At 69.6% G+C, this 20048-nt stretch carries 11 protein-coding genes and 1 tRNA gene; 5 read left to right on the top strand and 7 right to left on the bottom strand.

From position 1 onward, the window contains the following. Positions 1-238: 238 nt before the first annotated feature. Both ACWCPW_RS25455 and ACWCPW_RS25460 read left to right on the top strand, forming a co-directional pair. Positions 239-2368, top strand: a complete 2130-nt coding sequence (locus tag ACWCPW_RS25455) for a flavin monoamine oxidase family protein (protein ID WP_449763911.1) — start codon at positions 239-241, stop codon at positions 2366-2368. Then, entirely contained in the window at positions 2365-4209 is a 1845-nt protein-coding gene (locus tag ACWCPW_RS25460; RefSeq protein WP_449763912.1) for an alpha-keto acid decarboxylase family protein, read from the top strand. Before ACWCPW_RS25455 ends, ACWCPW_RS25460 begins: the two co-directional genes overlap by 4 nt. Before the next feature lie 233 nt (positions 4210-4442). Here the strand turns inward: ACWCPW_RS25460 and ACWCPW_RS25465 are convergent, their stop codons facing one another. From ACWCPW_RS25465 to ACWCPW_RS25490, 6 genes are all read right to left on the bottom strand, one after another. Continuing rightward, positions 4443-6788 carry a tetratricopeptide repeat protein gene (locus tag ACWCPW_RS25465; protein WP_449763913.1) on the bottom strand — a complete coding sequence of 782 codons (2346 nt, stop codon included), beginning with the start codon at positions 6786-6788 and terminating at the stop codon, positions 4443-4445. A 389-nt stretch (positions 6789-7177) separates the two neighbouring features. Continuing rightward, positions 7178-7251: transfer RNA gene (locus ACWCPW_RS25470), tRNA-Val, on the bottom strand. A 225-nt stretch (positions 7252-7476) separates the two neighbouring features. Continuing rightward, positions 7477-9120 carry a glycoside hydrolase family 31 protein gene (locus ACWCPW_RS25475; protein WP_449763914.1) on the bottom strand — a complete coding sequence of 548 codons (1644 nt, stop codon included), beginning with the start codon at positions 9118-9120 and terminating at the stop codon, positions 7477-7479. A 168-nt stretch (positions 9121-9288) separates the two neighbouring features. Continuing rightward, positions 9289-10674 carry an ABC transporter substrate-binding protein gene (locus ACWCPW_RS25480; protein WP_449763915.1) on the bottom strand — a complete coding sequence of 462 codons (1386 nt, stop codon included), beginning with the start codon at positions 10672-10674 and terminating at the stop codon, positions 9289-9291. A gap of 191 nt (positions 10675-10865) precedes the next feature. Continuing rightward, positions 10866-11885, bottom strand: coding sequence for a carbohydrate ABC transporter permease (locus tag ACWCPW_RS25485; protein ID WP_449763916.1), 1020 nt, complete (start codon positions 11883-11885; stop codon positions 10866-10868). Further along, positions 11882-12766, bottom strand: coding sequence for a carbohydrate ABC transporter permease (locus tag ACWCPW_RS25490; RefSeq protein ID WP_449763917.1), 885 nt, complete (start codon positions 12764-12766; stop codon positions 11882-11884). Before ACWCPW_RS25490 ends, ACWCPW_RS25485 begins: the two co-directional genes overlap by 4 nt. 416 nt (positions 12767-13182) lie before the next feature. Between ACWCPW_RS25490 and ACWCPW_RS25495 the strand changes: the two genes are divergently transcribed. The 3 genes from ACWCPW_RS25495 to ACWCPW_RS25505 all read left to right on the top strand — a co-directional run bounded on the left by ACWCPW_RS25495 (position 13183) and on the right by ACWCPW_RS25505 (position 18866). Beyond that, entirely contained in the window at positions 13183-14172 is a 990-nt protein-coding gene (locus ACWCPW_RS25495; protein ID WP_449763936.1) for a LacI family DNA-binding transcriptional regulator, read from the top strand. A 415-nt stretch (positions 14173-14587) separates the two neighbouring features. After that, positions 14588-16687 carry a beta-galactosidase gene (locus ACWCPW_RS25500; RefSeq protein WP_449763918.1) on the top strand — a complete coding sequence of 700 codons (2100 nt, stop codon included), beginning with the start codon at positions 14588-14590 and terminating at the stop codon, positions 16685-16687. 175 nt (positions 16688-16862) lie between these two features. Further along, on the top strand, positions 16863-18866 hold the full coding sequence (locus ACWCPW_RS25505; protein ID WP_449763919.1) for a glycoside hydrolase family 5 protein: 2004 nt from the start codon (positions 16863-16865) through the stop codon (positions 18864-18866). A gap of 101 nt (positions 18867-18967) precedes the next feature. Here the strand turns inward: ACWCPW_RS25505 and ACWCPW_RS25510 are convergent, their stop codons facing one another. Beyond that, positions 18968-19963, bottom strand: a complete 996-nt coding sequence (locus tag ACWCPW_RS25510; protein WP_449763920.1) for a hypothetical protein — start codon at positions 19961-19963, stop codon at positions 18968-18970. Positions 19964-20048: the final 85 nt, after the last annotated feature.

The raw sequence follows: 20048 nt of genomic DNA on the forward strand, positions 1-20048 counted from the left end.
CGCTCGGCGCGTTCCGCACGCGGCCGCAACCGAGACAACCCAATGGCCAAGACCTCCGTGCGGGCACCACCGGCGCGGTCACGCAGCCACGCGGTCACGTCCTCCGTCGGCACCCCGCGCCCACCCACCCTCCTCCCCCAAGAAGCCGAGGCGCGCCCGGCAGCAGCCCGGCCGGTCCGCCCTCGGGCACTCAACCGACCCCCGTCCGAAGACTCTCGTCCCCACCTCAGGATGTGCGATGAACCACCCCAACGGCCAAGGCAACGGCACCGGTCGCGCCGACCAACAGACCTACCGGCAGCTGGCCCGCGAACTGCTGCTGATCGGCCCCGAACCCACCAACGAAGACCTCAAGCTGCGCTACCTCGACACCCTCATCGACAACGGGCTGCAGCCGCCGCCGCAACGCAAACGCGTACTGATCGTCGGTGCCGGCATCGCCGGCCTCGTCGCCGGCTCGCTGCTGACCAAGGCCGGGCACGACGTAACGATCCTGGAGGCCAACGCCAACCGGGTCGGCGGCCGGATCAAGACCTTCCACACCAGGAAGGGCGAGCCGTCCCCCTTCGCCGACCCCGCGCAGTACGCCGAGGCCGGAGCCATGCGCGTACCGAGCTTCCACCCGCTCACTCTCGCGCTGATCGACAAACTCGGCCTGAAGCGGCGGCTGTTCTACAACGTCGACATCGACCCGACGACCGGCAACGAAGGCGTGCGGGTACCACCCGTGACCTACCGCTCCTTCACCGGCGAGGAGTGGACGAACGGCCCCGCCAGCCCCGAGTTCCGCGAGCCGGACAAGCGCAACCACACCTGGATCCGTACCAACCGCGAGCAGGCCCGCCGCGCCCGCTACGCCGAGCAGCCGTGCGTGCTCAACGAGGGCTTCCACCTCAGCGGCTACGAATCGCGGGTGACGGTGGCGCAACTGGTCCACGACGCGCTGGAGCCGGTCCGGAACTACTACTCCGACCTGATCGACGGCCAACGGATCAACAAGCCCTTCGAACAGTGGCTCGACGGCTGGGCCGCTGTCGTCCGCGACTTCGACGGTTTCTCGATGGGCCGCTTCCTGCGCGAGTACGCCGGTTTCAGCGACGAGGCCGTCGAGGCGATCGGCACCATCGAGAACATGACCTCGCGGCTGCACCTGGCCTTCTTCCACACCTTCCTGGGGCGCAGCGACATCGACCCGAAGGCCACCTACTGGGAGATCGACGGCGGCAGCCGGCTCCTCCCGGAGGCACTCGCGAAGGACCTGGGCGATCAGATCGTCATGGGCCATCGCATGGTCCGCCTCGAGTACCGCGACCCCGACCGGGACGGCTCCTCGTCCGGTGGCCCGACGGGCTTCGGCGGCGACGCGGTCGTCATCCAGACAGTGCCCGAGGACACCCCGTACGCCGAGCCCCAGACCTGGACCGGCGACGTCGCGATCGTCACCATCCCCTTCTCCAGCCTGCGCTTCACCCGGGTGACCCCGCCGTTCTCGTACAAGAAGCGCCGCGCCGTCATCGAGACGCACTACGACCAGGCCACCAAGGTGCTCCTCGAATTCTCGCGCCGCTGGTGGGAGTTCACCGAGGACGACTGGAAGCGCGAACTCGACGCCATCGACCCCGACCTCTACGACTACTACCAGAACCTGGGCGAGGACCCCGCCGAAGCCGCCCTGTCCGCCCCCTCCGCCGTGCGCGACCTGCCCACCGGACTGCTCGGCGCCCACCCCAGCGTCGACGAATCCCGGATCGACGCCGAGCAGGTGGCCTACTACCGCAACACACCGCTGTACGACGCCGGTGTGCGACCCGCCACCAACGCCTACGGCGGCGGCTCCACCACCGACAACCCCAACCGCTTCATGTACTACCCCTCCCACCCCGTCACCGGCAGCCCCGGCGGGGTCGTCCTCGCGAGCTACTCGTGGTCGGACGACGCGGTGCGCTGGGACTCGCTGGAGGACGGCGAACGCTACGGCTACGCGCTGCGCAACCTCCAGTCCGTACACGGGCTCCGCATCGAGGTGTTCTTCACCGGCGAGGGCCAGACCCAGAGCTGGCTGCGCGACCCCTACGCGTTCGGCGAAGCCGCCGTGTACACGCCGCATCAGATGACCAGCTTCCACCTCGACGTGGTCCGGCCCGAGGGCCCCGTGCACTTCGCGGGCGAACACGTCTCGCTCAAGCACGCCTGGATCGAGGGCGCCGTCGAAACGGCCGTACGCGCCGCCATCGCCGTCAACGGCGCACCCGTCCCCGCCCGGCACGTCGCCGCCGCCGAACCCACCGAGCCGGTGCGCCACGCCCCGGCGGATGGGGACGGATCCGTACAGCCCCACCGAATTCCCGAGGAGATGCCCGCGTCATGACCACCCCCCAGGACTGCACGGTCGCCGAATACCTCGCGATCAGACTCGAACAACTCGGCATCAAGCACCTGTTCGGCGTTCCGGGCGATCTCCTCGGCCCGTTCCTGACCACGATGCACGCCAAGTCCGCGGTGCGCTGGGTGGGTACCCCCACCGAGGTCGGCGCCGGGTACGCGGCCGACGCGTACGCCCGGGTCACCTCGGCCGACGCCGACCTCGCGCGCGGCGAGCAGGGCGTGGCCGCGTGTGCCGTCACCTACGGCGTGGGCGCGTTCAACCTGCTCAATCCGATCGGCGGCGCCTACGCCGAATTCGTGCCGGTGATCGCGATCAACGCCGCGCCCAGCAACGAACAGTGGCTCAACCAGCGGGCGATCGGCCTGCTCACCACCCACATGATCCAGCGCCCGGAAAGCAACCTCGACGTCTACCGGCAGGTCACCGTCGATGCCCAGATGATCTCCAACCCCGGCCTGGCCCCCATCCAGATCGACAGCGCGATCACCGCGTGCCTGACCCATCGCCGGCCGGTCTACCTGGAAGTCATGGCGGACGTGTGGTCGGCCCCGTGCCCCGCCCCGCAGGGACGCCTGACCAGGCGCGAACGGCCGTTCACCGAGGCGAACCGACGCATGCTCGCGAAGGCCGTCGCGGCGACCGTCGAACTGATCCGCGCGCGAGGCAACCCGATCGTGTGGGCCGGCGAGGAGATCGACCGCTTCCGGCTCTCCGACGAACTCACCGCGCTGGTGCACGAGACCCGCATCCCGTTCTGCACCACCATCGGCGCCAAGACCATCGTCTCCGAGGAGACACCCGGCTACTCGGGCGTCTACAACGGCAAGGCCAGCGACCCCGACGTGTACAAGATGTTCCACGCCGCGGGCTGCCGCATCGGCCTCGGCTCGTGGGCGACCTCGAAGAACCTCGGCGGCGAACAGTCGATCGGGGCGGACTGGGCCGTCGCCGCCCACGAGGGGGTCAACGTCGGCGCCTCCTACTTCCCCGACGTGCACCTCGAACGGTTCATCCCCGCCCTGCGCGAGGCACTGACCGCGGAGTTCGGGGCGGGCGTCTTCGCCGCCGACTACTTCGCCCAGGCGCATGCGGCGGGCCTGGACGTCCCCGAGACGACCGCCGCCTACCTGGCGGGCCTGGTGGGCGGCGACTACCCGACCGACCTGACGTACGACAGCTTCTTCCAGCACGTCAACGCCTTCCTCCGGGACCAGGACAGCGGCCCGCCCGGAGCTCGCGTCAACCCGTTCACCGTGGTCTCCGACGCCGCGTTCGCGCTGATCGGTTCGATGAACCTGCACATGGTCGAGCGCGCGTCCTACGTGGCCCAGAACAGCTGGCTGTCCATCGGCTACTCGGTCGGGGCCGCCTCCGGCGTGGCTCTGGCCAGGCAGGAGCCCGAGAAGCGGCCCCTGGTGTTCGTCGGCGACGGCTCCTTCCAGGAGACCTGCCAGGAACTGTCCACCCAGGTCCGACACGAACTGCGCCCCGTCGTGTTCGTCCTGGACAACGACGGGTTCTACGGCATCGAGCAGATGCTCGTACACCCCTGCTACTACGCGGAGAACCCGTCCGAGGGCGCCGAGTTCTACAACGACCTGCACGTGTGGCAGTACGAGCGACTCGCCGACGTCTTCGGTACCGACAAGCACCCGATGACCGGCGTGAGCGTACGCACCCACGCCGACCTCGAAACCCTCCTGGCCAAGGTCACCGACCCGGACCACTCGATCAACCGGGGCCCGATCCTGGTCCGGGTGCTGCTCGACCGGCGCGACTACCCGAGAGCGATGCAATACAAGATCGACGAGAACTGCCGGTAGCCGACCGCCAGAGTCCGGACACGATTCGAGCCCGCCTCCCACTCCCGGGAGGCGGGCTCGAACGCGTGACGCCTCTCCGGGCCTTGCCCTGAACAGCCCAGGCGCCGGCGGAGCAAGGACGCAAGACCCACGGCCGGCACGTACTTCCCCGGCCCGTGTCCTCTGGTGCGCCCCAGCGTCTCCGCACACTGAAGAACGCTGTCGCACACCTCGGTATCGGCGACACGCTCCACCTACGCCAAGAGGTTCGCAAGGTGGTAGGCCGCGTCCTTGTGCCCCTCGGCGAGAGCACGCCGATACAACTCCTCCGCCTCCTCGACCCGACCCAACTCTTTCAGGAGGAGCCCCAAGGCCACAGCCGCGTGCTCATGACCGTCGGCGAGGGCGCTCCGGTACCACTCCTCCGATTCCTCGACACGGCCCCGCTCTCTCAGGAAGTTCGCGAGGCTATAGGGCGCGCCCTTGTACCCCTCGGCGAGAGCCCGCCGGTACAACTCATCGGCCTCCTCGGTCCGACCCGACTTCTCCAAAAGGAACGCAAGGTTGCAGGCCGCGTGCTCGTCCCCATCGGCGAGGGCACGCCGATACAACTCCTTGGCCTCCTCGACCCGACCCAACTTCTCCAAGAGGAGCGCCAGGCCGTTGGCCGCGTACGCGTGCCCGTCCGCGAGAGCACGCCGATACAACTCCTCCGCCTCCTCGACCCGACCCGCGTACTTCAAGAAGCGCGCCAGATTGAACATCGCGTCCCGATCCCCATCGGCGAGAGCACGCCGATACAACTCCTCCGCCTCCTCGACCCGACCCGAGTTCTCCAGGATGATCGCGAGGTTGAAAACCGCATTCTTGTGCCCGTCCGCGGCGGCACGCCGATACAACTCCTCCGCCTCCTCGACCCGACCCGAATCCGCCAGGAAAAACGCGAGATTGAAGGCCGCGTTCTTGTCCCCGTCCGCGAGGGCACGCCGATACAACTCCTCGGCCTCCTCGACCCGACCCAACTTCTCCAAGAGGAGCGCCAGGCCGTTGGCCGCGTACGCGTGCCCGTCCGCGAGAGCACGCCGATACAACTCCTCCGCCTCCTCGACCCGACCCGCGTACTTCAAGAGGCGCGCCAGGTTGAACATCGCATTCCGATCCCCATCGGCGAGGGCACGCCGATACAACTCCTCCGCCTCCTCGACCCGACCCGAATCCGCCAAGAGGAGCGCCAGGCCGTTGGCCGCGTACGCGTGCCCGTCCGCGAGAGCACGCCGATACAACTCCTCGGCCTCCTCGACCCGACCCGACTTCTCCAGGAGGCGCGCCAGGTTGAACATCGCGTCCCGATCCCCATCGGCGAGAGCACGCCGATACAACTCCTCCGCCTCCTCGACCCGACCCGAGTTCTCCAGGATGATCGCGAGGTTGAAAACCGCATTCTTGTGCCCGTCCGCGGCGGCACGCCGATACAACTCCTCCGCCTCCTCGACCCGACCCGAATCCGCCAAGAAGAACGCGAGATTGAAGGCCGCGTTCTTGTCCCCGTCCGCGAGGGCACGCCGATACAACTCCTCGGCCTCCTCGACCCGACCCAACTTCTCCAGGAGGCGCGCCAGGTTGATGGCCGCATATCGATGCCCATCGGCGAGAGCACGCCGATACAACTCCACCGCCTCCTCGGCCCGACTCGAATCCTGATCGTCCTTGAGGCTGTCGAGGCCGGCGACTGCGGTCGAGGGCACCTGGGCGGTCTCCCCGGTGCTGCGGGCCGCCCGTGGGTGTTGTTCGCCGAGGACTGGAAGGCGATTTCGTGTCGTTATGGCGTTGGCAGGGCGGTCCTCGGGGATTTTGGCGAGGAGATCCAGGACCAGTTGGTTGAGGCTTGGTGGGACGTCGTCGCGTAGTTCGATCGGTGCCTGCGGCTTTTCATGGAGATGGGCGTACATCTGGCCGGATGCTTCACGGTGGGCGAAGGGGGTTTTCCCGATGAGGAGTTCGTGGAGGATGCAGCCGAGGGAGTAGAGGTCGCTGCGGTGGTCTCCGACGCGTCCTTGCCAGCGTTCGGGCGCCATGTAGGGCGTAGTGCCGATGATGGCGCTCGCGGTCGCGGTGATCGCGGCGTAGGTGCGAGCTAGGCCGAAGTCGAGGATTTTGATGCGGCCTTCGTGGGTGAGGAAGAGGTTCGCGGGTTTGAGGTCGCGGTGAACCAGGTTCACGGCCTGGGCGGCTTCGAGTGCGTCGCAGATCTGGCGAGTCCAGCCGATGACCTGGTCGATGGAGGGCAGGCCCTGCCGCAGGCTGTGCGCGAGGTCTTGGCCGTGAAGACGTTCCATCACGAGGTACAGGGGCTCGCCTTCGGCTCCGCCGCCGGCGTCGTAGACGGTGACGACGCCGGGGTGGTTGAAGGTGGAGGCGGCTTGGGCCTCACGAACGAACATGCGTTCGGCCACCGCGTCGCCGGTCTTGCTGAGCAATTTGACGGCGACGGCGCGGCGAAGACGGAGGTCGTGCGCGGTCCAGACCTCGCCCATTCCACCTCGACCGAGGCGATCGAGAAGTTCGTAGCGCCCGTCGACAATGCGGCGTGTGTCTGGCACGGCCGTCCCCCAGTCACTCCGTGTGCCGGCTTTGATTCGATGGTCTACCAGCGAGTGGCCGGGCGCATCGGGGGTTTCCCCGCATTGGCCGGGACGCGGGGCGCTGATCCGTTGTCGATGACCGGTGGGCGCATCGCACGTCGATGAAGTGCGGGATTGTGGCGGCGGAGTGTTCGGCAGGCCGAGGGCGAGACCTCATGCAAGCCGGGCGGCAAGCGGCTCCGATCGCATGTTTGGACGGCGACGCCCTACCAGCACACAGCGAGTCCGCAGCAGGAAATCGTGAGACTGCGCGGTTTCGGCCCCAATACCGCCCCAGCAAGAACAAAACGGGCGTCCACCTGTTTGGATGGACGCCCGATCAAAGCAGACAAGCAGGTCAGACAGGGTGGGCACAGACAGACTCGAACTGTCGACCCCTGCTTTGTAAGAGCAGTGCTCTAACCAACTGAGCTATGCGCCCGGATGTGAGAGGACAGCTTACCGAATGCGTGGGGGTGGTTCGTGCCGCTCGGGCGTGCGGATGGTCACTGGGCTCGGGTGACGGGCGGGCTTGGGGTTGGCCGGTCAGCCGGCGCGGGCGTGGGGGTCGGTCGGTCGGCCGGCACCGGTGTAGGGGCTGGTCGGTCGGTCGGTGGGCGTAGGGGCGGTCGGCCCGCGACCCGGGGCCGGCCGACCCGCAGCGCCGTCAGTTGCCGGGCTCCGGGCTTCGTCGGTCCATCGTGCCCACGCGGCGGAACCAGGGGAGGCGGGACAGGGGGGTGGCGACCTCGATTTCGGTGGGGCCGGTGTGGGTGGTGCCGTCGTCGGCCCGCCAGGTGCCCGGCGGGATGGTGATGGTGCGGGAGCGGGCGCCCTTGGTGGTGACGGGGGCGACCAGGATCGAGTCGCCGAGGAGGAACTGGTCGGTGACGGAGCCGTAGCCCAGGCCGGGGAAGACGTAGTCCAACGGGAGCTGGATCGGCTCGCCGGTGCGGGCGGAGGCGCGGGCCAGGGCCAGGATCTCCGGGCCCAGGTCGGTGTGCAGGCGGGCGGCCGCGCGGCACAGGTCGAGGTGTTCCGGGTCCAGGACGCGCCACGGGGCCGCCGAGAACTGCATCATCGGGAACAGCGCGGCGGTCTGCGCGTACCGCACGAACAATTCCGGGTCGAAGCCCTCGCCTCCCGGGCCCGGGACGAAGCGGAACTCGCCGCCGCCGATCATGTCGGGGCAGGTGAACGCGTGGCCCGTGACCGACTGGGCGAGCGCGTTCGGGATCAGGCTGTCCAGGCCGAAGCGGCCCTCCCACAGGTGGTACTTGTCCTGTTGGCGCTGCGCCAGCGGCAACCCGGCCGCCCGCCACGAGTCGCGGAACTCGTTGAGCGGCCACTCCGCGCCGAACCGGTTCCACGCGTGCGTGTACGCCTCCGGGTCGGCCACGCCGAGCGCGCGCCAGAACGGCGCGTCGCCGCCGTCGAACTTGAACCCGTCGATGCCGATCGACTCCTGAAGCTCCGAAAGCCGCCCGCGCAGCCATTGCGTCGCGTCCGGATCGAGCAGGTCCAGGCCCGCGCTGTAGCCGTTCCACCACGCGTGCACGCCGAAGTACCCGTCCGGACGCTCGACCAGCAGGCCCCGGTCGTGCAGCACCCGACACGTCGGCGAGTCCGGGGTCACGTACGGCACCAGCCACAACATCACCCGGAAGCCGAGTTCGTGCAGCCTCGCGACCATGGCCGCCGGATCCGGGAAGCGGCCCGGGTGGAACGTCCAGGTCCCGTAGTCCTCGCTCCACCGGTCGTCGATCATCAGTACGCCGGGCGGGAATCCGTGACGCAGCAGGTCCTCCGCGTAGCGGAGCACCTTTTCCTGGGTGGGCTCGAAGACCGTCTCGATCCACAGGTTGTACTGCGGCGTGGTGAACAACAACGGATCCGGCAGCCCACCGGACGCCGGATAGTGACGCCGCATCACCTCCAGGTACGCGTCCCGCAACGTCCCACCGGCAGCCACGCCCGTATCGACACCCATTTCCGCCCCGGACACCGCCGACGCCCCGGACGGCCCGGGCACCCCGACCACCCCGGACACGCCGAGCCCCCCGGGCACCTCGACCACCGGCCGCCCGCCCTCGATCCGAAACGCGAACGGCCGCGCGCAGTGCACCCATCGCCCATGGTCGGAGAGCAGCACCGGCATGCCCTGGTTGGCCTTCACGTCGCGCAGGTCGATCGCGTACCCCTCGGCGAACGGCATGTGCCGGCCGTCCGCCACCGCACCGCCCCACCAGTGTTCGCCGGCCCGCGGTTCCAACGCGAGCACGCCACTGTCGACCGAACCACTCTTCGTCATGCCGCCCGCTCCCCCACGCTCTCGCTCACACCCGCCGCCGACCAACCGGCGGCGAGGCGGGCCACCCAACCGACCCACCGGCGGCGGTGGCAGGCAGGCAGGCAACCCACCCGTCCCACCGCCGCCGCCGCCATCACCCGAACCACACCAAACCGACCCGCCCAGGCGTCACTTCATCGTGAAACCCTGCTCCTTGCCGAACGACACGATCCGCTCCTGCCAGTTGGACAGCGCGCCCGGCAGGTCACCGCCCGGCTTGTAGGCCTGGCCGATGGTGTCCTTGAAGATGCTGTTCGCGTACACCTGGAAAGGGAGGTACTGCCACTCCGGCCGCACCGCACCGGACATCTGCGCGAACACCTCGTTGGGCTTCGAGCCGGGGAAGTACGGGAGTTCGGCGCCGCGGAACGCCGGGTCGTCCAGCAACAACCGGGTCGCCGGGAACAGACCCACGTCGGTGTTCAGCGACTTGACCGCCTCGGGGTCCGAGTTGAGCCAGGTGGCGAAGGCGACCGAAGCCGCCTTGTTCTTGGCCTGCTTGGTCACCGCGACCGACGAACCACCGTTCTCCGCACTGGCCGGCGCACCGTCACCGGTCGGCATCGGCGCGACCGCCCACTGACCCGCGCCCTGCGGGATGTTCTTCTGCAGGACGGCGGGCGCCCACGCGCCGGTCATCCACAGCGCGTACTTGCCGGCCCCCATCGACTTCCACCACTCCTCGTTCCAACTCGGCGTGGCGTCCACCGTCTTCTCGGCCAGCATCGGGCCCCACGTGCTCGCCCACTTCGCCGTGCCCGGATCGTCCTTGAGCTTGACCGCCGCCGACGACTCACCCGAGACCTGGTACGGCTTGCCGCCCTGCTGCCAGATCATGCTGTTGGCCGTGCCCGCGTCGCCCTGGTCGACGTAGGTGACGAAGTTCTCCGGATTGGCGGCCTTGATCTTCCGGCCCAGCTCGGCCACTTCGGCCCAGGTCTTCGGCGGTGTGGCGCCGAGCTTGTCGAGGATGTCCTTGCGGTAGAACATCGCCATCGGTCCGGTGTCCTGCGGGACGCCGTAGATCCCACCGGCCACGTTGACCTGCGACCACGCGGACGAGGCGAACTTGTCCTGCAGCGAGGCGATTCCGTAGTCGGAGAGGTTGACGAGCTGCTTGGTGATCGCGAACTGCGGCAGCGCGAAGTACTCGATCTGCGCGACGTCCGGAGCGCCGTCGCCGGCTTTGAGCGCCGCCTGCAACTTGGTGTACTGGTCGGCCGATTGGCCCACGTTGACCAGCTTGACGCGCACCTTGGGGTACTTCTTCTGGAAGAGCGCCACGGTCCGATCCACATTGGGGACCCAGCTCCAGAAGGTGATCTCGGCGGGCTGGTCGAGAGCCGCCGCGACCGCCGCCGGATCGGCCTGCTTGCCGCCCTTGTCGTCGTCGGACTTCGAGTCCGACCCGCACGCGGCGAGCGACAGGGCCAACGCCGTGACGGTCGCGGCGGCGGTCACCGAGGTCGATCGGCGCGAGCCGAGCCGACCCACGATCGACGTTCTTGCGTTCATATGTGGTCACTCCAAAGGGAATTCGCGAACTCGGGGGACGTGCGAGACGAGAACGCGACGACAAGCGAATACGAAGACACGACGAAATACGAAGACATATGACATATCTGTACACACTCGGACACAGCCGGAGGCGCCCGGAGGCACCAGGGCACGCACTGAAGAAGGCACAGGCACGCCTAAGGCAGGCGCTACTGCTTGACCCCGCCCGCCGACAGGCCGGACTGCCAGAACCGCTGGAGGAAGAGGAAGGCCACGATCAGCGGCACGATCGCGAGCAGACTGCCGGTCAGCAGAATCGGGTAGATCGCCGTACTTCCCGCCACGCTGCCGCCGTTGGCCTGGCCGTTCCACCGGTTGAGGCCGACGGTCAGCGGGAACCAGTTCGGATCGTTGAGCACGATCAGCGGCAGGAAGTAGTTGTTCCAGGTCGCTACCAGCGCGAACAACAGCACCGTGACGAAGCCGGGCGCGAGCAGCCGCAGCGAGAGGGTGAAGAAGATCCGCAGCTCACCGGCGCCGTCCATGCGGGCGGCCTCCAGCATCGCGTCCGGCACCGCGTCGGCCGCGTACACCCGCATCAGATACAGGCCGAACGGGCTGGCCAGGGAGGGCAGGATGACTGCCCACGGCGTGTTCACGATGCCCGCGTCGCTGAACAACAGGTACGTCGGTACCGCCAACGCCGTGCCCGGAATCGAGATCGCGCCCAGCACCAGGGCGAACATCAGCCGCCGCCCGGTGAATTCGAACTTGGCCAGCGCGTACCCGCCGAGCGTGGCGATCAGCGCCGCGCCACCCGCACCGACCACCGAATACAGCAGGTTGTTGGCGAACCAGCGCAGATAGATGCCGTCGTCGTAGGTGAAGACGTCGTGGATGTTGTCGAAGAGGTCGAAGTCGTCGGCGAACCACAGCCCGCGCGAGGAAAGCAGGCCCTCGTTGGACTTGGTCGCGCCGAACATCAGCCACACCAGCGGCAGCAGCGTGTAGCCGAGCATCAACGCCATCGCCACGGTCAGCGCGGTGCTCTTGCGACCACGTCGATCGCCGCGATCCCCCGACCCGCGGCGCCCACGTCGCGCACGCCGATCGAGCCGCCCGCGTGGACGCGACAACCCGGCCCGCGCCACGCCGGTCCCGCCGGCCCCGTCCTTCTCGCCCGCCTTGCCCGTCGCACGCGATCCGTCCGGCAGAGTGGAGGTGCTCACTGCATACGCTCCCGTCGTGCGGTGGCCAGTTGGACCAGGTACGCGACGAACACGGTCACCACACCCAGGACCACCGCGATGGCGGCCGAGTAGTTGAACTGGCGGCCGCTGAACGCGAGGTTGTAGGCGTACAGGTTCGGGGTGTAGTTGGTCGGCACCGACGCCGGAGCGAGCGCGGCCAGGATGCTCGGCTCGTTGAACAGTTGGAAACTGCCGATCACGGAGAACGTGGTCGCCAACAGCAACGCGGGTTTCAGCGCCGGGAGTTTGATGCTCCACGCGGTACGGAACGCGCCCGCGCCGTCCATCTCGGCGGCCTCGTACAACTCTTCGGGAATCGCCCGCAGGGCCGCGTACAGGATCATCATGTTGTAGCCCACGTAGGACCAGGTCACCACGTTGCCGATGGACGCGAGCATCCAGTCCGGACTCAGCAGGTCGGGCAGGTCCGTGCCGAGCAGGTCGCCCAACTCGGCGGCCAGGCCGAACCGGTCGCCGTACATGTAGCCCCACATCAGCGCCGCGACCACGCCGGGCACCGCGTACGGAACGAAGATGCCGACCCGGAACAGGCCCGCGCCGCGCAGCCGGCCGCTGTCGATGGCCAACGCCGCCAGCAGCGACAAGGTCAGCATCAGCGGTACCTGGATCACGAAGAACAGCGCGACCCGGGCCAGTCCGGCCGAGAACAGATGGTCGCTCAGCGCCTTCGAGTAGTTGTCGAAGCCGACGAAGACCGTGCCTCCGATCATCCGGTCCTCGTACAGGCTCAACCGGAACGCGTAGGCCAGCGGGGCGGCGACGCCGATGACGAAGACCACCAGGAACGGGAAGAAGAAGGCGTGGCCGGTGAGGTTGCGCCGCAGGGCGCCGCGTTTCACCGCATACCCCGTCGGCGGCACGGGACCGGGTCGACTCTCACGGAAGGTCCTCCGGGACACTCGGGGATTTCGAGAACGGCGGGCGCACGGGTGGTCACCGCCGGCACCGAATGTTTGCGCCAACATCGCGGCGCGTTTCGAGAGTGTTCCGTCAGCCTGACCGGCTGTCAATAGCCATCTCTCGGATGCCCGTGCGGGAAGTTTCCCGCGAAAATGTCGCTTTTGGTGACCCTTGGCAATCCTTCGCCGTCGTTCACGACGCAGTGTTGACCCGCCATCATGTTTGCGCGAACATGAGCGCATCCGCCGCCCGGCGCGGGCGGCGTGAATGAAAGGATCGGGGCATGGCGAAGGACGGAGAGTCGGCGAAGCCCGGATCGGGCGGGTCGTCCGCGACGCGTACCCGACCGCCGTCCATGGCCGACGTCGCCGAGATGGCCGGGGTCTCCAGCCAGACCGTCTCGCGCGTCGCGAACAACCGCAGCAACGTGGACGAGGCGACGCGCGAACGCGTGCTCGCCGCGATGCGCATGCTGGGCTACCGACCCAACACGGCCGCCCGGGCGCTGGCCACCGGCAAGTTCCGGATGCTCGGCGTGATCAGCTTCGGCCTCAACGCCTACGGCAACGCGCGCACGCTCGAAGCCATAGTCGCCGCCGCCCAGGACGCGGACTACTCGGTGAACGTGGTGAGCGTGCGCGCGCAGACCGAGAGCGCCGTGCGCGACGCCTTCGATCGGCTGACCATGCAGGCCGTGGACGGCATCATCCTGATCGAGGCGCAGATCCTGGACACTCCCGCGCTACGCCTGCCCTCCGGCCTGCCGGTCGTGGTGGTCGACGGCGAGGAGAGCCGCCGGCATCCGGGCGTGGACACCAATCAGGCCGAGGGCGCCCGATTGGCCACCACACATCTGCTCGACCTGGGCCATCCCACCGTCTGGCACGTGTCCGGCCCGCAGGATTCGTACGCCGCCCGCCGGCGTGCCGAATCCTGGCACCGCACGCTCAAGGCGGCCGGCGCGCCCGTGCCGCCGCTGCTGTACGGCGACTGGACCGCCGCCAGCGGCTACGCGGCCGGCCTCGAACTGGCCGCGAACCCGGAGGTGTCCGCCGTGTTCGCGGGCAACGACCAGATGGCGCTGGGCGTCGTGCGAGCCCTGCACGAGGCGGGGCGTGCGGTGCCGGGCGAGGTCAGCGTGGTGGGCTTCGACGATCTCGCCGAATCGGCCTGGTTCCTGCCCTCGCTGACCACCGTCCACCAGGACTTCGAAGAGGTCGGTCGGCAGTGCGTGGCGCTGCTGTTCGACCAGTTCCGCACCGGTCACACCATCGTCCACGGCGCCAGGCCGGTCGCCCCGACCCTGATCGTCCGGGACAGCACCTCGGTGCCGCCCACTCCCTGACGAACGATCACGGCCACTCGCGCTCTCTGACGAACCGTCACGACCAAACGCACCCCTGACGGACCGTCACGGCCACTCCCGCTCCCATCCCGGCTCCCCTCCCGACCGTCACGGCTACTCCCAGCTCCCCGACGACGCGTCACACCCGCTCCCGGCCGACAGGTTCACGCGGCCTCCGCGCATCGCCCGCCGCCCACTGCCTGCCGCCCGCCGCCCGCCGCCCCTCCCGGTACGACGAAAGCCCGCGCAGGCACGGGACGGCACGCTCCGAACCGGACCGCACCGGCGGCACCGAACCGCGCCCGCCCTCCCGCCCCTCCCGCGCACCCACTCGTCCTCACCGCCCCGAAGTGACCCGAAGGAGAAGTGGCGCCCGTCCGAATACACTTCGGCCCCGGCGTGCCACAACCCACCGATGAACGACACCCCACACCGCACTGCCGACCGGCAGGCCGCACTGCGCGCCCGTCTCGGCGGCATCGGGTTCGGCGCCGACTACAACCCGGACCAGTGGCCCGAGGCCACCCGCGCCGAGGACCTGGCACTGATGGCCCGGGCCGGCGTCACCGTGGTCAACCTCGCCATCTTCGCCTGGGCCCGGGTCGAACCGGCGCGCGACGCCTACGACTTCGGCTACTTCGATCGGGTCATGGACGACCTGGCCGCGCACGGCATCACCGCGGACCTGGCCACGATGACCGCCGCGCCACCGCCGTGGCTGGTCACCGAGCACCCCGAGGTGCTGCCGGTGACCGCCGACGGCGTCGTCCTGTCCCCCGGGGGCCGACAGCACTTCTGCCCGTCCTCGCCGATCTTCCGCGACCGTGCCGCGCGCCTGGTCGAGGCCGTCGCGACGCACTATCGCGAGCACCCGGCGCTCGGTCTGTGGCACGTCGGCAACGAGTACGGCTGCCACGTCGCGGAGTGCTACTGCGACACCTCCGCCGCCGACTTCCGACGCTGGCTGGGCGAGCGCTACAAGAGCGTGGACGCGCTCAACGAGGCGTGGTCCACCGACTTCTGGTCCCAGCGCTACGCGTCCTTCGACCAGGTCCTGCCGCCGCGCACCGCGCCGACCTACCCGAACCCCTCCCAGCAGTTGGACTTCAAGCGGTTCAGCAACGACGCGCTGCGCGCCTGCTTCGAGTCGGAGACCGCGATCCTGCGCCGGATCACACCCGACGTGCCGGTCACCACGAACTTCCTGGCCGGGCTCAAGAGCGTGGACATGTACGACTGGGCACCGGCCATGGACGTCCTGTCCCTGGACAGCTATCCGGACCCGAACTGGGAGCAGGCGCACATCGGCGCCGCGCTCGGCTACGACATCATCCGCTGCGCGGGCGGCGGTCGCCCGTGGCTGCTCACCGAACAGGCGCCGTCAGCCGTCAACTGGCGGTCCCGCAACGCCGCCAAGTCCCCGGGCCGGATGCGGCTGTGGAGTTGGCAGGCGGTGGCCCAGGGCGCCGACGCGATCATGTACTTCCAGTGGCGGCAATCCCGGGGCGGCGCCGAGAAGTTCCACTCCGGAATGGTCCCGCACGCCGGTCCCGACACCCGCGTGTTCCGCGAAGTGGCTGACCTGGGCCGCGAGTTGGCGCTTGTACCGGAACTGGCCGGCACCCGGATCCGCAACCGGGTCGCGCTGTTGTCCGACTGGCAGAGCTGGTGGGCGCTCGAACTCGACTCGCACCCCTCCGACGCCGTCCGCCACCTGGACCGCGCACTCGACCACTACGCGCCGCTGTTCGACCTGGGCGTGGGAGTGGACGTCGTGCATCCGAGCGCCGACCTGTCCGACTACCGCCTGGTGATCGTGCCGAGCCTGTATCTGCTGTCCACCGAACACGCCGACCGGCTCGCCCGCTTCGTCGCCGACGGCGGTTCGCTGGTCGTGTCGTTCTTCAGCGGCATCGTGGACGAATGCGATCGGGTGCACCTGGGTGGCTACCCGGGGCCGCTGCGCGAGGTACTGGGTATATCGGTCGAGGAGTTCTGGCCGGCCGACGCGGGCGCGGTGTTCCCCGTACAGGGGGTGTCGGGGTCGGACCACGCACCGCCGACGGGCACCGGCGACCTGTGGCGCGAGGACGTCACGCTCAAGGGCGCGCGGGCCGAGCTGGAGTTCGCCGGGGCCGAATGGGTCGGCCGCCCCGCCGCGACGGTGCACACCCACGGCGCGGGCATCGCGCGGTACATCGCGACCCGCCCGGACGCCGCGACCATGCGCGGACTGATCGCCCGAGCCTGCGCGGACGCGGGCGTCGAGCCGGTACTGCCGGCGCTCCCACCCGGCGTCCAGGCAAGCATTCGCACCGGCGACGGGTACGACGTACTCGTCCTGCTCAACCACACCGACCACGCACACGAGGTCGAACTCCCCACCCCACGCCGGGATCTGCTCGCCGACGGCCAACCGACCACCCGCCGCGTCACGCTCGCCCCCCAGGCCGTGGCCGTCCTGGGCTCGCACCCCACCGAGCCCGCACCCTCCACAACCCCCGAATCCGGCTGACCACCCCACAGCCGCACCACACCACACCACACCACACGGCCGAACCACACCGCACGGCCGAACCACACCACACGGCCGCGCACCGCATCAACCGCATCAACCGCATCAACCGCACCGCAACGACCGCACTGCCGCACCGCACGCACCCCTCATCCCTCAACCGAGGCAGGTACCGATGCATCGCACCAGGCACCGACTGCTCACCCACCACGCTCCCGATCCCGCGGCCACCACCCGCTCCCGCACCTGGCACCGACCGCTCACCCGGCCCGCCCTCGCCCTGACCGCGCTGACCGCCATGGCCGCCGGCCTCCTGATCGGCCCCCGGGCCGACGCGGCCACCCCCACCGCACAGGCGGCCGCGCCGACCACCTCCCAGGCATCCACCCTCGCCGCGTCCTGGACAGCCCCCCTGTCCGCGAGCGGCCGCTGGATCGTCGACGCGAACGGCAGCCGATTCAAGCTGCGTTCGGCGAACTGGGCCGGCGCACAGGGCACCTGGAACGGTTCGGGCGACATCGCCGACCCCGCGAACCACCACAGCGGCGAGAACGCGAACGGCATGCCGCTCGGTCTGGATCGCGCGAGCCTGCCCGCGATCCTGGCGGGCTTCCACGCGGTCGGCGTCAACAGCATCCGGCTGCCCTTCTCGAACGAGATGGTGCACGCCACCGCGACCGTCCCCGACGCGGCCGTCGCCGCCAACCCGCAACTGCGCGGCAAGACCCCGCTCCAGGTGTTCGACGCCGTGGTCGCCGCGCTGACCGCGGACGGCTTCGCGGTCGTGCTGAACAACCACACCGGCACCACCCGTTGGTGCTGCGGCGTGGACGGCAACGAGCGCTGGAACACCACGCGAAGCACCGCCGACTGGGTGGCCGACTGGATCACCATGGCGAACCGCTACAAGACCAACAAGCGTGTGGTCGGCGCCGATCTGTACAACGAGGTCCGGCGCAACATCACCGACGACCCGAACTGGGGCTGGGGCAACGACAAGGACTGGCAGGCCGCGTCGCTGGAGGCGGGCAATCGCATCCTGACCGAGGCCAACCCGGATCTGCTGATCATCGTCGAGGGCATCAACTGGACCGGAGTCCCGGTCGACTTCCTGCCGCACGGCCGCCCCACACTGACCCCGGTGCGCACCCTGTCACACACCCTGGTCGACCCGAGGAAACTGGTCTACTCGGCGCACTTCTACGGGTACACCGGCCCCAACCACAGTGGCGCGTACGGCCTGGGGGAAACCCACGACGCCCGTTACCAGGACCTGACGCGTGATCAACTGTTCGCCGAGATAGACCGATCGGCGCAGTACGTGACCACCGACGGGCAGCACCACACCGCCCCGGTGTGGATCAGCGAGTTCGGCACCGGCGCCGAGGAGAGCGATCCGGTCGCCCGCGCCTGGTTCACCAACTTCACCGACTACCTGATCGCCCGTGACCTGGACTTCGCCTACTGGCCGCTGGTCGGCTGGAAGGGCAACGGCCAGGGCGACTCGTGGGCCCTGCTGCGCTTCGACCCGAACGGCGTGCGCAGCGGCATCGCCGACGACCCGACCGACTGGCGCGCCGCCGCCTGGACCAGGCTGATCGGAGCGACCGGGCGCACCGGCGCGATCGCGTCCTCCGCGCGCTGGAACATGCTCAACCTGGACCACGCCGACGCGCAACCCTCGCTGCGGATGCGGACCCGTCCCGACTGGGACTCCGGCGCCCGCAAGGGCGTCTGCCCGGACGGCGAGCGCGTCGTCGGCCTGGCGCACACCGGCAACCGAGGGCTGTGCACCGACGCCGGCGGCCCGGACCTGTCCCCGATCGGCGCCGGTTACACGGTCGTTCGCGACGAGTCGTACGTGCTCAACGACTGGGCCACGGGCTACACCAAGCTCGAATGCCCCACCGGCCGGATGATCACCGGATACAGCGTGCGCGGCGCGGCCGTCTCCGCGATCCTGTGCACGCAACCCACCACGACGCTCGGCACCTCCTCCCGCACGCTGTGGTTCGACCGGGGCGACAACCGCCCGGCGGGCGCCCCCGGCGGCGAGTTCGCCTCCGGCGCGTACAAGGGCCAGTGCGGGGCCGACGAATACGCGGCCGGCGTCGCGTATACCGGCCGGGTCGGCTCGGCCAGGACCCCCGACGCCCTCCTCTGCAAGCGCCTGACCTGACCCGACCACCCCGGCTCGGCCGCGTCGCCCCGGCTCGGGGGTGGCGCGGCCGCTTCACCCCCGAGCCGGGGGCGACGCGGCGCATCCCGACCTCCGCGCACTCAGCGGGTCGGCGTCGGCTGCCGCGGCGGTCCGACGGGCGGCGACGTCGTCACCGGCACCTCCCGCGTCCCGATCGTTTCGGGGTCGAAGGTCATCGGCACGTCCTTGAAGCCGGTCATCTTCTTGCGCGCGGCCAGATTGACCTCGGGGTCCACCCAGAGCTGCCAGAACGGCTTCAGGGTGAGCTCCTTGAGCCGGGCGAGGGTCAGCGGCGGCTTCTCCGACGGCGAGGCGGCACCGGTGTCCGTGTAGTCGGTCGTCTCCGTTACCGAGATCTCCACTCCGTCCGGACGGATCACCCGCACGGACCGGGTGATCCGCCCCGGCCCACCCGATCCGGCCTTCCCGCCGCTCCCGCTCCCGTCGGCCGCGGGGAACGTTTCCACGGTGTATCCATGTGTGCCGTTCGGTTCGGCGATCTGCACACACACGCCGGCGACCCGGTGCGTGTCGGGGCAATCGGGCTCGGCGGCCCCGGAGGCGCCGGCCCACACCGACACCCGAAGCTGCGTCGTTCCCTTGCCGTTCTCCAGCGTCACGGCGGCGGAGGCGCCCGCCCGGATCCCCGCGCCGCCCGACTTCGGGGAAAGCTCGCCTCCGATCGGAACCCTCGCGACGGCGCCGAACTCCGGCTGCTGGAGCAGTATCCGAGCGAGTTCCTGTGCCGAGACCGGCTCCATTCCGGCCGGTGCGGAGATCCCGGATCCCGGCTCCGGGGTCGCGCTCGGCGTCGGCGAACCGGTGGGCACCGCCGCCGCTCCCGACGCCACCCGGCTCCGCGGCGCGTCCTCCGCGGTGGTCGCCACCACCACACCGGTGCCCGCCACGGCCAGCACCGCCGCGGCGGCGGCGCCGACGCGAATCCGACGGGCCCGCCGCATCCGCCGCCCCCGGGCGATCCCTCCCGCGACCAACCCGGCCGGCAGTGCCAGTTCCGAAGCCGCCGTCCGCATCGCGGCCGCCAGTTCCTTCTCCTCAGATCTCGGGGTTGCCATCGGCCTGCTGTCTCCTAGACGTCCGTTCGACCACGTGTCCTGCCCCACCCGGAGGCCGTGCCGGCAGGCCACCCGACGCCCTCTC

The sequence above is a fragment of the Embleya sp. NPDC001921 genome, assembly GCF_053594475.1.